The 14691-nt window shown below is 28.8% G+C and carries 12 protein-coding genes; 3 read left to right on the forward strand and 9 right to left on the reverse strand.

Going from position 1 to position 14691, the window contains the following annotated elements; genetic code table 11:
- Positions 1–111: 111 nt before the first annotated feature.
- Both CLOBL_RS18050 and CLOBL_RS18055 read right to left on the reverse strand, forming a co-directional pair.
- Positions 112–1014, reverse strand: coding sequence for a DMT family transporter (locus tag CLOBL_RS18050; protein ID WP_077860297.1), 903 nt, complete (start codon positions 1012–1014; stop codon positions 112–114).
- 271 nt (positions 1015–1285) lie between these two features.
- Positions 1286–2563, reverse strand: a complete 1278-nt coding sequence (locus tag CLOBL_RS18055; protein ID WP_077860298.1) for a leucine-rich repeat domain-containing protein — start codon at positions 2561–2563, stop codon at positions 1286–1288.
- A gap of 299 nt (positions 2564–2862) precedes the next feature.
- On the opposite strand from CLOBL_RS18055, the gene CLOBL_RS18060 reads away from it, so the two are divergent.
- Genes CLOBL_RS18060 through CLOBL_RS18070 form a run of 3 tightly spaced genes read left to right on the forward strand, consistent with a single transcriptional unit; the run spans position 2863 to position 5807 of the window.
- Positions 2863–3783: an acyl-CoA dehydratase activase-related protein gene (locus CLOBL_RS18060; RefSeq protein ID WP_009171912.1), complete on the forward strand. Its 921-nt coding sequence runs from the start codon at positions 2863–2865 to the stop codon at positions 3781–3783.
- Positions 3755–4852, forward strand: a complete 1098-nt coding sequence (locus CLOBL_RS18065; RefSeq protein ID WP_077860299.1) for a 2-hydroxyglutaryl-CoA dehydratase — start codon at positions 3755–3757, stop codon at positions 4850–4852. Before CLOBL_RS18060 ends, CLOBL_RS18065 begins: the two co-directional genes overlap by 29 nt.
- Entirely contained in the window at positions 4833–5807 is a 975-nt protein-coding gene (locus tag CLOBL_RS18070; RefSeq protein ID WP_077860300.1) for an acyl-CoA dehydratase activase, read from the forward strand. Before CLOBL_RS18065 ends, CLOBL_RS18070 begins: the two co-directional genes overlap by 20 nt.
- A gap of 168 nt (positions 5808–5975) precedes the next feature.
- On the opposite strand, the gene CLOBL_RS18075 is transcribed toward CLOBL_RS18070, so the two are convergent.
- The 7 genes from CLOBL_RS18075 to CLOBL_RS18105 form a co-directional block, all read right to left on the reverse strand.
- On the reverse strand, positions 5976–6896 hold the full coding sequence (locus tag CLOBL_RS18075; protein ID WP_077860301.1) for a GNAT family N-acetyltransferase: 921 nt from the start codon (positions 6894–6896) through the stop codon (positions 5976–5978).
- 1 nt (position 6897) lies between these two features.
- On the reverse strand, positions 6898–7968 hold the full coding sequence (rsgA, locus tag CLOBL_RS18080; protein ID WP_077860302.1) for a ribosome small subunit-dependent GTPase A: 1071 nt from the start codon (positions 7966–7968) through the stop codon (positions 6898–6900).
- Between the two features lie 543 nt (positions 7969–8511).
- The gene (locus CLOBL_RS18085; protein WP_077860303.1) at positions 8512–9864 is read right to left on the reverse strand and encodes an amino acid permease; all 1353 of its coding nucleotides are present in this window, start codon (positions 9862–9864) and stop codon (positions 8512–8514) included.
- A gap of 265 nt (positions 9865–10129) precedes the next feature.
- Positions 10130–11149, reverse strand: a complete 1020-nt coding sequence (locus tag CLOBL_RS18090; protein ID WP_077860304.1) for an anti sigma factor C-terminal domain-containing protein — start codon at positions 11147–11149, stop codon at positions 10130–10132.
- Complete coding sequence (locus CLOBL_RS18095) at positions 11142–11627, reverse strand: sigma-70 family RNA polymerase sigma factor (protein WP_347472879.1); 486 nt, start codon at positions 11625–11627, stop codon at positions 11142–11144. The genes CLOBL_RS18090 and CLOBL_RS18095 overlap by 8 nt, the downstream gene beginning before the upstream one ends.
- A gap of 135 nt (positions 11628–11762) precedes the next feature.
- A complete protein-coding gene (locus CLOBL_RS18100) occupies positions 11763–13223 on the reverse strand; it encodes a glycosyltransferase family 39 protein (protein WP_077860306.1) in 1461 nt (486 codons plus the stop codon).
- Positions 13224–13408: 185 nt separating this feature from the next.
- Positions 13409–14275 (reverse strand): radical SAM protein, encoded by an 867-nt coding sequence (locus CLOBL_RS18105; RefSeq protein WP_077860307.1) that lies wholly within the window; start codon positions 14273–14275, stop codon positions 13409–13411.
- Positions 14276–14691 lie beyond the last annotated feature (416 nt).

Raw genomic sequence — 14691 nt, forward strand, 5'->3', positions numbered from 1 at the left:
TTTAGAGATTCTCTATAATATCTTTATAATTCCTGCTTTATTATGATTTTTATTAGTATGCCAAATTAAAGAAGCAAAATACTTTTTAAATAGTACGTTAAGATATCTTGTCTAATTTTTATAATAGTTTGTCCCCCATACACCTACTAAAATCATAATTGAACCTATAAGATGATAAAGGTGAAAATCTTCATGTAAAAATATTACTCCAGCTGCTATAGACACAATAGTCGATATATTTGCAAATACTGATGATCTAGATGCTTCTATTTTTGAAAGTGTATAATTTGCTAAGAAATAAGCCACTACTGATGATAATATACCAAGATATATTATTGAAATTATAAAGCTTGTATTACTTAACGGTAAAAAATATTCCTGTAATCTTTTATCCATTATATGATGAATAATTGAAATTCCATTGAAAAAAATAGCTCCTAAAAACATCATAAAATATGTCACTTCTATAGCTGTAAAGTCTTTAGATATTTTTCTTGCTATTATATTAAATAATGCTGCTGAAAACACAGCTCCACCGAGTAATAATATTCCTAAAAGAGTACTGTCTCCATTATCTGAATTTTCCATTAAAATTATTAAAACAACACCAGCTACAGATAATATTATACTAATTGTCTGTTTTACTGACGGCATTTCTTTTAATAAATATACTGCTAAAATTGTGACTATAATTGGTATAAGTGCAATCATAAGGCCGCTTAAGGATGTAGAAATTCTTTGAAGTCCATAAGTTTCGAACACAAAATAAATTATAGGTTCTATAAATGCTAAAATAATCAGCCATTTCATTGGCTTATTTCTATAGTTTACTTTTATTATTTTTAAAGCTATAAGAATCGTCATCGCAATAAAAGCCGTTAAAAATCTAAATGAGAGTAATGTCATTGGATCAGCTGTGCTTAAACCTTGCTTTGAAAACAAAAAACTAAGTCCAAATATAAAATTAGTTATTATAGCTGTGAGATATGGAATTATATGTGATTTATTATTCATGTTAATTTTATTCCCTTCTTCATATGTTTTACTACTAATCTTACATAGAAAATGTAAAGGGACACTAGTAATAGCGCCCCTAATATTAGAGTTTGTAGTAACTACCAAATGAAAGTATACTATAAAATCAAATTACGTACAATATTTTATATATATGTTGGAATTAACAATTTACAATGTACAATTAATCCCCTTTATGGTTAATTGGTTACCAATTATTGCTGAAATTCTTTGTAAATTATCATCTATATAATCTAATAATTCACAACGCTTATTGTACCCATGCACCGTTAGAATTAACGTAATATCCATCAATATATGTGTTATAAGCCATTGTCCCATCATAATAGAAATAATACCAATATCCATCTATATAAGCCCAGCATGCCCTTTTCATAAGCCCCTTATAGCCATCTGAATTTGGATTAAAGTAGAACCACTTTCCATCTATATATTTCCACCCAGTTAGCATGACTGCCTTACCATCAGTTGAGCTTGGTTCAAAATAATACGAATATCCTCCAAGATCTATAAATTCTGTAGCCATTTGACCATTTCCATAAAAATAATACCAGTTATCGCCTTCATTGTACCATCCATATCTATATGATCCATCACTCCATAACCAATACCACTTGTCTTCATCTTTATACCAGCCTTGTCCTTTAAAATTTTGATTTTCACCATCAGAAGATCCTATATTAATTTTTGCACTTGATGTCGGTCCGCATATGTCTTCCCCTATTTTAACAGCTTTGTTTGGAATATCAATACTTTTTCCTCTATAACCACCGAATGCATAATCATCTATCTCTGTTACAGTAAATGGAATTTTAATATTAGCTATATTAACACAATTATCAAAAGCACCCTTACCAATCTTCGTTACACCATTTGGAATTACAACACTTGTTATACTTATACTGTTTCCATAACGATACTGATATTTAGCTTGACCATCTATATCAATATAACAAAAAGCCTCATCTCCTATGACCTTAACATTAGATGGAATGACAATATCTCCAGTTGCATCTCTCCCATCTATTAATATATCATTCACAATTACAAGTGGGTTTAATTTTCTTTGATTAGTAAGCCATGGTGTATTTTCAAAAGCATCTTCATGTATCTCATTTACACTCTCTGGTATCTCAATGTCATTTAAACTTGTACATCCAAAAAATGCAAATTTTCCAATGCATTTTATAGTACTTGGAATTTTAATACCAGTGATAGTTGTACATCCTACAATTCCATAGTCCGCTATTTTTGATACAGTAAATCCATCAATTTTTTCTGGTATCTCAACTTTTCCACTTAAATCCTCATATTGCCAAATTGATATAGTTCCATCAGAACATAGCTCGTACGACCATTTAATATTATTTTTATCTGTTCCTACTTTTCCAATTCCGTAATAATCTGGTGCTACTTGAGCTGTTGTTTCAGATTTACTCACTGCTGCCAGTGCCACTTTATAATTTACAATACTTACACTAAATATTGCAATCAATAAACCTATTAAATAATTACTACGTTTTAGCATTCCTACTTCCCCCTAATCAGTATTTATTTTATTGTATATTATCCATAAATAGTAAATAATACCCATAAGATTATAGTATCACTTCTAATTTACAATTCAATTGTTTTCTCTAAATTTCGTTTCATTTTATACATATCACTCTTTCAATTTATATAGAATACACTAAAAAGAAGTTAGTATTTAACATTTACACTGATAGGTTCATTAATATAATAATTTTATTTAACTCTTATGTATATTTCTAAAATTTCTGAGAACTATATATGAATGAGATTTATTTTTATAGGAGGTAAATGTATATGAAGGTTGGAATTCCCAAAGGATTATTGAATTATAAGTATTATAAATTCTTTGAAGAGTTTTTTCATGAGCTTGGAGCTGAAATTATTACTTCACCAGATACAAATAAACAAATACTCGATGAAGGTGTTAAATATTGTGTAAATGATGCATGTTTACCTATTAAAGTATTTCACGGACATGTTGCCTCTATTAAAGATAAGTGCGATTTAATAGTTATACCTAGAATTATGCAGATATGCGAACATGAATTTATTTGTCCTAAATTTTGTGGTCTGCCAGAAATGATTATAAGCAGTATACCAAATATGCCCAAAACTACTATGGCTCCTATTTATGCTACTTCAAAAGAAAATTTGTATAAGTGGGTTAAAGACACAGGAAGAATGATTACTACTAATAAAAATAAAATTAAAAAGGCTTATTTAAAAGCACTAAGTGAACAAAATAAACTTAATCTTGGAATTAAAACACAGGATTGTGAAATAAATATTGCATTGATTGGACACCCTTATAATATTTATGATAATTTCATAAATATGAATTTAGTTAAAAAACTCAAAAAATTAGGTATAGGAGTTATAACAGAAGAATTTATAGATGAAACTTTTATAAATGATAAAGTAAAATACTTATTTAAACGACCTTTTTGGACTTTTGCAAGAAACGCCTATGGTGCATCAATATATCTCGCAGAAAATAAAAAAGTTGATGGAATAATATATATATCATCTTTTGCATGCGGTATAGATTCTGTAGTTATAGACCTTATAAAAGAAAAGACAAAAAATTTTCCTTTTTTAATTCTAAAAGTTGATGAACATACAGGTGAATCAGGCTTTGATACACGAATAGAAGCCTTTGTTGACATGTTAGAAAGGAGGCAACTGTATGAAAATTATGGCTCCTCATTTAGGTAATACATATCTTGTGGCCAAAGCTGTCTTTGATAAACTAGGTGTGGATTATATAATTCCAGAATTTAATAGTAAAAGAGCCTTAGAAATAGGTTCTAAGTACTCACCAGAAGATATGTGCCTTCCATTTAAGCTCATGATGGGTAATTATATTCAAGGCATCGAAAAAGGGGTAGATACAATAATAATTACTGGAAGCTGCGGTCCATGTAGATACGGTGAATATTGTGAATTACAAATCAGCATATTAAAAAAATTAGGGCATAATTTAAATTTTATAGTTCTAGATAAACCATCAGCAATAGGAATAGATGAGTTTTTAAAAAGGATATCCTTTGTTTCTTCAAATAGTACTAAAACAACAATTCAAAAACTTAATGCTTTGCGTATGGGATATAAGGTTCTAAATCTAACTGATAAGATAGAAGCTAAAGCACATTATCTAGCTGGTTATGAAAAGAATAATCATGAATGTAAGCATCTATTAAATAAATGTAAAATCGATGCAGTCAATAGTAACGCTCCTGAAGAAATGATAAAAATATTAGATTATTATAATAAAAAATTTGATTCTATTGAAATATGTAAAGACAAGAAACCTCTTAAGATAGCAATAATAGGTGAAATATACACTATCATAGAACCATTTTCCAATCTTTATATTGAAGATAAACTTATGGATTATGGGGTTTCAACTAAAAGGAGATTAACTCCAAGCTGGTGGGCAAAAGATTGTTTAATGTCAGTTTTTAACCTTAATTCTTTAGATATAAGAAGAGCCTCTAAGGAATACTTACCTTTATATATTGGAGGACATGGCAGAGAATGCATTGGCGAAGCAGTAATGGCAACTAAAGAAGGCTTCGATGGTGCCATTCAAATATTCCCCATGGGATGCATGCCTGAAATTGTATGTAAAGCTCTGCTTCCTGCTATATCTAAAGATAAAGATTTTCCTATCTTAACCCTAGTCGTTGATGAAATGACAGGGGAAGGCGGATATATTACAAGAATAGAAGCATTTTTAGACTTATTAGAAAGGAGAAAACAAAATGTATTATCTAGGTGTTGATGTTGGATCAGTGAGTACAGATATTGTTCTTTTAAATAGTAATCTTGAGGTTATAGATAAACTATATTTAAGAACAAAAGGCAAACCTATAAATGCCATTCAAGAAGGCTTCAAAATTTTAAAAGAAAAATATTCGGATGAGCAAATAAAAGCTGTTGGAACTACAGGCAGCGGAAGGCAGATTTCCTCATTTATAATAGGTACAGATGCAGTAAAAAATGAAATAACAGCTCATGCGTGTGCAGCTCTTAGCATTGATGAAGATGTAAGAACTATTATAGAGATAGGGGGTCAGGATTCAAAAATTATAATTTTAAGGGAAGGAATACCTATAGATTTTGCAATGAATAATGTATGTGCAGCAGGAACTGGCTCTTTTCTTGATAGGCAGGCGGAAAGGCTTGGTATTCCAATAGAAGAATTCGGAAATTATGCATTAAAATCAACAACATCTTTAAGAATAGCTGGAAGATGTGCTGTTTTCGCAGAATCTGATATGATACATAAACAACAGCTTGGCTATAATGAATCGGATATAATAAATGGCTTATGTGAAGCTCTTGTTAGAAATTATCTCAATGATATTGCTAAAGGAAAAGACATATTCCCTAAAATATTCTTTCAAGGTGGTGTAGCTGCAAATAAAGGGATGAAAGCTTCCTTTGAAAAAGCTTTAGGCTGTCAAGTCTATATTCCTGAACATTATAATGTTATGGGTGCTATAGGTGCAGCAATAATTGCAAAAGAAACTGTTCTTAAAACTGGTTCAACAAATTTTAAAGGCTTCGATATAGCAGATTCCAATTTTATTTCTAACAGCTTTGAATGCGATGGCTGTTCTAATAGATGTGAAGTTGTAAGAATAAAAGATGACGAGACTATAATTGGATGTTTCGGAGATAGATGCGGTAAATGGACTAATTCCATTAGCCATAATATTGATAAAGGTGCATAGCATAAGTTGTGATAATGAAAGTACATCACTATTGTTTGCATGGATACGAACACAAAATATACAATATGAATTCTTTAACGCAACTTATATAGCTTAAATAAAAATCAAATGCATTCCTAAAGAAAAATGCATTTGATTTTACACTATTATATAACTTTCATATTATAATTATCTATATCTATAATAATCCATTACAGAAACTTCTTTAAATCCGAAATATTTATATATATTAAGAGCTCTATCATTTTTTGATTCTACATCTAATTCAATATCTACTATTTCCTTATTATTTATTAATTTTAAAGCTTCCTTTAAGGTTTCTTTTCCATATCCTTTTCCTCTAAACCATGGCAGAATTCCAAATCCACATATAAAAGCTGAATTCTCTTCATATTCAATTTTAATTTTTCCAATAACTTCTCCATTGACCTCTGCCATATATACATTATTAATTGAAATTTTTTCGTCTATGGAGATATTTAATTCATCTTCATTTGAAACTCCTTCAATTTCTTCTTCATCACTAAAAAATATTGAATCCTGTCTTCTAATTTCATTTTTGTCTCTATTCTCAGCTTTTCTTAAATTAACAGAATTAACGCCGCCCAAATCAATTTTATCAGTTAACTTCATCCTGTATTCTGAAAAATCATAGTTTCCTCCATGACTTTTTATAAATTCACTTCCTGAATCAGACTTACCATCTGTTAATAATAATATCTTTCTAAAATTCCTTTTGTTACATTCATCTATTACAAGTTTAAAAAGCTCTTCAAAGATCCCTTTCTTTCTCCATTTAGGATGAGCCATACCGTTTATTTCGCCTATGCCTCTGCCACCAAAACTTGAAATTCCAATATAAGCAGCCAAATCTCCATCTATATAATATAAAAATTCATTTATATTTTTTAATCCAATATCACTTTTATTGCTCTCATCATATAGGCTTAACTTATAATCCACTTCTAATTTCAAATTAACCCCATTTTCCTGATTACAAAGCTTTTCTAATCTTTGTATTTCATCATATTCCTTTTTATTTATATATTCTTTTAGGCAAATAAATTCATTTAACTTTGTGTTTTGCATTTTAAAATCTCCCCTTTAATTCTTTTTGAGTTTTAGATATATTCTTGAACTTTGCTTTCTCTTTGGCTTGAAGTATTTTGCTTTCTTTTCTCTGTGCAAATTCCGCCTCTTTTTTTATCTTCATATAATTCTCCCATCTTTCCTTAGAAAGCTCGCTATTTTCTAGTGCTTCCTTTACTGCACAACCTGGCTCTTTACCGTGAGCACAATCTTTAAATTTACATTTTTTAGCTAATTCTTCAATATCATCAAATGCTGCATCTAAGCCTTCACTAACATCCCACATTGCAAGTTCTCTCATTCCAGGAGTATCAATGATCATAGAATTATTTTTAAGTATTATGAGCTGCCTGTGAGTTGTAGTATGTCTTCCTTTGCTATCAGCTTCACGAATACTGTTTACCTTCATAATTTCCTCCCCTAAAAGTGCATTAACTAATGATGACTTTCCGATACCTGATGATCCTAGAAACACACAAGTTTTATATGGGGCTATATATTCCCATAACTCTTCCAATCCTTCTCCTGTTAAAGAGCTTACTGCAATTATAGGAACAAATGGTGCTATCTTTTCGATTTTTTGTCTTTGCAGACTACAATCACTGCATAAATCTAACTTTGTCATGATAATTATTGGAATACCTCCACTTTGCCATGCAGCTGCTAAGTATCTCTCCATTCTCTTAATGTTAAAGTCATTATTAAGTGAAATCATTATAAAGACATAATCAAAATTAGCTGCCACAACTTGTTCTATTTCATTAAAGGAATCCATTCTTGAAAATTTACTTTTCCTCTCAAATACATGATATATAATGTCATTTCCTAATGAATTATGCTTAATTAAAACAAAATCTCCAACTGTAGGATATTCCTTATATAATTTTTCATTATAAAATAATGATCCTTTTAACTTTCCATTACTTTCTCCATACTCTGAAATCAACTTATATTGTTCTCTTTGTACCTCAATTACTCTCGCAGGTACAATATCTACTGCCGATAACTTAAATTTTTTTACCTGCTTTTGAAAAAAATCATCATATCCGTACTTTTCTATATTATTATTCATCTAATTCCTCCATGCTAATTAAGTAAATTTTAAATTTTAATTTTAGTTTTAAAGCTTTCATTATCACATCACTCCTTTCAATAATTAATAAGTTTTATTTCTTACCTTCCTAAAAATGGGTAAAAAAATCCCGCAGACATTAACCTTAAAATGGCTACTACCTGCGGGAATATTAATAAACAGATATACGCTCTGCTTTGCTATTCACCTAGAAATATGATAAATAATTAATAAAATAAGTATATATTACTTATTTTAAATGTTAATCATAATAGTCAATCTTTTATGAAAGGTTAGAATATTCTGCGGAAATGCAACACAAACAAAGGGTATAATTCCCCTTTAAAAAATTACACTCTCGCCCATATTTAGTTTTATTTTAACATCACCTTTACATTTGCTCTCATATAACATTTCTCCTTTCATAAGATCCATTATTATATTTTTTATAATAAATCTTTTTGTAACTACATAAAGCATACTATATAAAATAAGCACTTGTCAATATATAGAAACTTATATTTTTCCACACTTGCTTTAATCTTACTTCTTATTCTTTTTACTTATATAAAAATATATAGGAAGTCCTATTAATGTTATCCCTATTCCATATATTGCATTTAAGTAATCTGTTATAAATGTACTTATTAATATATATAAGCCTCCAATAATTCCTATCAAAGGGACAACTGGATATAATGGAACTTTATATGATCTTTCCAGCTCTTTATGATTTCTTCGTAATATAAAGATACCGCATACACACATTACAAAAAATATCCACATTACAAATACAACAAGGTTAGTAAGTGTATCGAAAGATCCACTTAATACATACAAACTAGCTAATACTACTTCAAAAATAAATGTGTTGATAGGAGTTTGAAATTTATCATTCACTTTCCCAAAGAATCTAGAGAACGGAAAAAGATTATCTTGAGCCATTGCAAAAGGAACTCTAACACCTGTCATTAAATATCCATTTAATGCACCAAAAATAGAAACCATTATCCCTGCTGCAATTAAAGCCGCTCCCATATCTCCAAAAATAATTACAGCTGCGTCTGAAGCTGGCTTAGAAGAAGCAATTACTTTAGACACTGGCATAATATTTATAATAGCTGCATTGATTAATATATAGACTATAATTATTGTTATTAACCCAATGATTATAGACTTTGGAAGATCTTTCTTAGGATTTCTAAGCTCACCGGCCATATTTCCGACATTTATCCAGCCATCATAAGCCCATAAAGTTCCAAGTATTGCCGCTCCAAAACCTGCTGCGCCTACTGTATTTGTATAGGAAACTGGTATTGTAAAATCATGTGCTGTCCCATTTATCAACCCAAATATAACAATGAAAAATATTGGTACAAGCTTACCTATTGTAGCAATAACTTGTACTTTGCTTCCTAATTTTGTCGATAAAACATTTAAAATCATTACAAAAAATAATATACATATTGCCAATATTTTTTGCGCTATTGGAGTTAAATTTGGTATAAAGTATGTTGCCTGAGTAACAAAAACTATCGATAATGCCGCTGCTACCCCTGGTACATAAATTAGAGTTTGCATCCATCCAAATAAAAATGCCCATTTTTCACCATATAATTCTTTAATATAAGCAAATACTCCACCTGTCTTCGGAATTGCTACAGCTATTTCAGCTACTGTTAAAGCCGATGCTATTGTTATTAATCCACCAACTACCCAAGCCATTATTCCAAGCATCGGTGTGCCTGCATTTTTAAAAACTGATGATGCTTTAAAGAATATTCCTGAACCTATAACTACTCCTATAACTATTGTTATAGCTTCAAATAAACCGATCTCCTTTTTGAGTCCATTAGCTTTAGTAATCTCTTCTTTATTATTTTTTGACTCATTCATTAATTATCATTCCTTTTTAATTTTTTATATAACATATTAAATTTAACGCTTTACTTAGTTTATATTTTTTGCATTATTTAGTCAATATATGTTATATAACAAATTCCATACTTATTTATTTACTCAATGTAAATTTATATTCTTATTAATCTTCTTTTTTATACTCAAAGATTCTTTTCATCACTAAATATATTTAATTCCGATATAAAAACAGCCTCTAATTATTAAATTAGAGACTACTTTTTCATAGCACATTATACTTAAATTAATATTTATCCACTACAGTTCCAAGTATGGCATGTTTTATGATTGGATTATTTTGAATCCCTTTAAGTTCCTTTGGACTTCCTATAACTACAGCTCCAGCTATCTTAATATTCTTTTCATCTATATTTTCAATATATTGCGTATCTCCTATTTCTTTTAACTGCTTAAGTGCAGTTTTGAAATTTTCCATCCTGCTATCAACATCCACTCTAAATTCACCAGCCCCGTCAGTAGACTTTATCCCTATAACATTAAATGCCGGATTCTTTAATTCAACTGCATGTTCTTTTTCATCTTCAGAATTATTATCAACCCAATAAAATGTTATTAAATTGCTATCTAGCATTTTGTTTACTTCTTCATAACTATATTCTTTATTGAAGGACAATGCCATTTCAACTGTTTTATCATTATCAATTTCATTCAAGTATTGAAAATCATTTATTATATTTTCTTTATCAGAAGATGATGTATTATCAGTAATTTTATTATTTTCTGTTTGATAATCATATATGTTTTTTTCATAATTAACATATGGATATAAAAATTGCAGTTTTCTTAGTCCATAAACATCGCTGGATCTTTCACTTATATTATCATTTAATGGGATGTTGCTTATCGCCAACCTTTCTTTTGACATTTTATCTTTTAAAAGACCTCCTAAATAATTAGTAGAACCAGCATAAATAACTTTGCCTGCAATTCTCTTTCCATACTCATAAGTACTCATGTATTTAAAATACCCTGTCACTTCACATGTTTCTTTTCCTATATATTCATTTGGATTCATTATTACATTTTCCAATTCAAGTTTCTTTTCCTCCTTGGTATAAGCATTTTCTATATATTTATCACTTGCAAAATTTAGCGTCAATATTCCTAAAATAATTATAATTAACGTTGAAATTATTGAAATTGTTATTAGCTTTAAATTTAACTGTTTTCTTTTCTTTTTTATTTCCTTCTTGATTTCATTCTCCATGTTATTTGAAAATATATCTTCAATATCTTTATTCATATTTTTCACCTTCCCATATTTCTTTAAACCTATTTCTCGCTCTATAACATAAAGTCTTTGCTGATCCTTCTTCAAGATTAAGTAGATTGCCTATGCTTCTATAAGACATTCCCAAACTATATTTTAAAACTAGTAAATTTTTTTCACTTTCTTTCATTGATGCTAAAATTCTATTAACCTCCATAGAATTATCTATATGTACTATTTTAAAATCACTTTCAATAGTAGCATATAGTTCATTTGTTAAACTCACATTAATTTTACTTCTTTTATATAATGTATAAAATTTGTTAATAGAAACCTTAAACATCCATGCTTTTATATTTCCATCAATTAATATATCAATATTTTCATAAGTTTTAATGAACGTTTCCTGCACAATATCTTCTGCATCTTCCTTTGATGAACCTATTGAAATTAAATATTTGTAAATTATAGCTAAATCCTCTTTTATTAAACTGCATATATCATCCTTAATTTTTACTCACCCCTTATGTCCACTTTTTAATGGTACCACACATATATAACTTTTTACTCCTTCAAAGGTGAACACGATAATTAAAATTTTCCAAAAAAATAAACTTAAACACACATAAAAAACGTCTGCTTAAGCTTATTTTGTAAATATATAGGCTGATTCATTTTCAAAAAGAACCTTTAAATCATTCTTTTTATCTCCAAGTATATTAACATCATCTTTTGTAATAAATAAAAGTGAATCATTTGCATTATCTTCCAAAAAACCTTCTGCTCCTCCTTCTATTGGAGTTAAATCATCATATAATTCAGCACTTAACCAGTAGCTTTGATCATAGTGATTTATATATATTCTTTTTCCTTTATATTGCTGCATACTTCCAATATCCTTGATTAATTCTTGATTAAGCTCTGGCTCAGGATTTGAAATTCTACTTACTATAACTTCTTCACTTTTATATATAGATATTGCCATCATCACAATTAATATAATTTGAGTAATTAAATTTCTATTTTTTTCTTTTAATAGAAAACTTGTTGTAACACCTATACTTAAGGCTATAGCAGGATATACCGGAAGCATATACCATGATATTTTCGTTTTCGCCATAGTATACAATAGAAATGGTACAACTATCCATGTACCTATAATCAAGCCATTATTAACCGTTTCCTTATTTCCTATATATCTATATATAAGAACTATGTATGCCATAGATGTTGCAACAAAAAGAAGATTCCAATAAAAATACGACCATTGCAATCCTTCTAAATAAAAACAGTATCCACCAATATGACCTTCTAGAACCTCTGATGTTCTTTTCAGTAAATCAAATTCTATCATGGTTTTGAAAAAGGTTATACCATCATTGATGTATCTTAATATCATCCATATAAATATAGGTGCACAGATACTTAAAACCAATAAAAATATTTGTTTTACTTTTAGCTTAAATAAAAACTTACTCAATAATAAATAAATTATTCCTATTACAATTATATTACCTGCATGCCAGCTCTTACTTAAAAATGCTAAAGCAAAAGAGATTCCAAAAGCATATATCCATTTGCTATTCTTTTCTACTAATGCCAATGATACTATTGCCATTGTAAAGAATAGTACATAAATAGAATCGGCATCCCCAGTACGTGCGCAATGTTCTGTAATAAATGGTATTGTTGTAGCCATAACAATTGTAGAAATTAATGATGCCAGCCTTCCATACTTACATAAACTAAAAATTCCTATAATTAATATGGTTAACATTGCTGCTAATCCTGAAAACAATCTAAGTCCTAGTGGATTAAATCCGGCAATTTTATACCCTAAGACTATTATCCAAAAGCTTATTGGAGGTTTTAAGTTCCAATAGTCATTATTATAAGCATAAGTATTTACTACATAATTATTTCTTTTCATCATTTCATAGGCACTAACACCATGCCTTGCTTCATCAAAACTTTCTATAGGCACGATTCCCAAATTGAAAAATACATTAAACAAAGCGACCATTAATATAACTATAAAAATAATACAATACAATTTTTCAATAAGCTTTATAAGGCTATCAAACAATTTTGTATTAAATATATTCATAACCTGCTCCCCTTTACATATGTTTATTTACGGAGTCTTTACTATATTAACCTCAGCTTAAGAATATATACATTTCAAAAATACTTATACTAATAATTTCTAGTAAAAAACAGCTTCTAATTCTAAGTTAGAAACTGTTTACTTATATTCTTATAAAAAACATTATTTAAAATAGTTATATATATTTATAATCTTCTTTCTTCCTCACCTTTTAACCTGTTATTTCTCATATAATGATCAATTTGCTTTAATAACATTTCCTTATCCTGCGGTAAATTCCCTTTTAATGAAATATAATTTGATGCATGATTACATCTAAATACCATTAGTTCATTAACATTAATTTGTTCTATTAAAAGCCTGATTTCATTTAAAATTTCTCTATCACTTAAAACTTCAAATTCTTTATTTAAAATTTTATTATATAAAACCGTGTCCTTTTCAATCATAAGCGTCAATACACCTAGATAATCTGGCGACATTTCAGTTATTATTTTCCCAGTTTTGATTGCATGATTTCTACTTGATTTTTTTCCACCTATACCAGCAATAACGGTTACTGAAAGTAAAATATCTGCATCTTTAACCATCTTTCCAGCCTTTATTAAAGTTTCACCATCTACACCTTTATTTATATCTTTTAAAACTTCATCATCTCCGCTTTCAACGCCCATATATATCATGGATAAACCTGAAGCTTTAAGCTCCTTTAATTCCTGAGTGGTTTTAAGTAAAATTGATTTAGGTGATCCATAAAGAGTAATTCTTTTGCACTCAGGAAATACTTCCTTTATATATGAGAATATTTCTTTTAACTTCTCCGTAGGAATAATTAAAGCATCTCCATCTGCTAAAAATATTCTCTCTACATATTTATATACTTGTCTAAAATAATTTATATCATTTTTAATATCATCTAAAGATTTTATCATAAATTTCTTAGACTTATACATACTGCAAAAACTGCATTTATTGTGAGAACACCCCAAAGTAACTTGTATTATTAAACTATTAGCCTCACTTGGCGGCCTGTACAATGGATAATCATACATCATAATAACTCCTTTCCTTTGATTCTACTTTCATAATTCTATATGAGGTCGATAAAAAATCCTTTATATTCTTTGCACAAATTGTTTAGAAAAATAAACCTGATACTAAAAAAGTCTTCTAAATAGCCTTGTAACGGTTTTTAGACATAATTTATCTATAATAATATATAGATATATCTAAATTACTAATATTTTTTAGTGGCCTCATTCTATATTTAACTTATTAAATGAACATTTTTGTATCTATGCTATATCTTAAGTTGATATCTTCACTAGAAATCATAAATATTTTTGTGAAGAAAACATTTAAAAATGAGCTGTTAAAGGTTCTTAAGCAGAGAACCCAAATCTATGATTTGGCGTGAATCGGTTAAGCAGACATCTCAAATCTATGATTTGATGATGGTCGCTTACTC

It is taken from the genome of Clostridium sp. BL-8 (genome assembly GCF_002006495.1).
Classification (GTDB): Bacteria; Bacillota; Clostridia; order Clostridiales; family Clostridiaceae; genus Clostridium.

Bases quoted from the DNA above. Each gene is read 5' to 3' on its own strand.
- CLOBL_RS18075 (WP_077860301.1), bottom strand. From the start codon at position 6,896: ATGCAAAACACAAAGTTAAATGAATTTATTTGCCTAAAAGAATATATA.
- rsgA (WP_077860302.1), bottom strand. From the start codon at position 7,968: ATGAATAATAATATAGAAAAGTACGGATATGATGATTTTTTTCAAAAG.
- CLOBL_RS18060 (WP_009171912.1), top strand. From the start codon at position 2,863: ATGAAGGTTGGAATTCCCAAAGGATTATTGAATTATAAGTATTATAAA.
- CLOBL_RS18070 (WP_077860300.1), top strand. From the start codon at position 4,833: ATGTATTATCTAGGTGTTGATGTTGGATCAGTGAGTACAGATATTGTT.
- CLOBL_RS18090 (WP_077860304.1), bottom strand. From the start codon at position 11,149: ATGAATAAAGATATTGAAGATATATTTTCAAATAACATGGAGAATGAA.
- CLOBL_RS18105 (WP_077860307.1), bottom strand. From the start codon at position 14,275: ATGTATGATTATCCATTGTACAGGCCGCCAAGTGAGGCTAATAGTTTA.
- CLOBL_RS18050 (WP_077860297.1), bottom strand. From the start codon at position 1,014: ATGAATAATAAATCACATATAATTCCATATCTCACAGCTATAATAACT.
- CLOBL_RS18085 (WP_077860303.1), bottom strand. From the start codon at position 9,864: ATGAATGAGTCAAAAAATAATAAAGAAGAGATTACTAAAGCTAATGGA.
- CLOBL_RS18100 (WP_077860306.1), bottom strand. From the start codon at position 13,223: ATGAATATATTTAATACAAAATTGTTTGATAGCCTTATAAAGCTTATT.
- CLOBL_RS18065 (WP_077860299.1), top strand. From the start codon at position 3,755: ATGAAAATTATGGCTCCTCATTTAGGTAATACATATCTTGTGGCCAAA.
- CLOBL_RS18055 (WP_077860298.1), bottom strand. From the start codon at position 2,563: ATGCTAAAACGTAGTAATTATTTAATAGGTTTATTGATTGCAATATTT.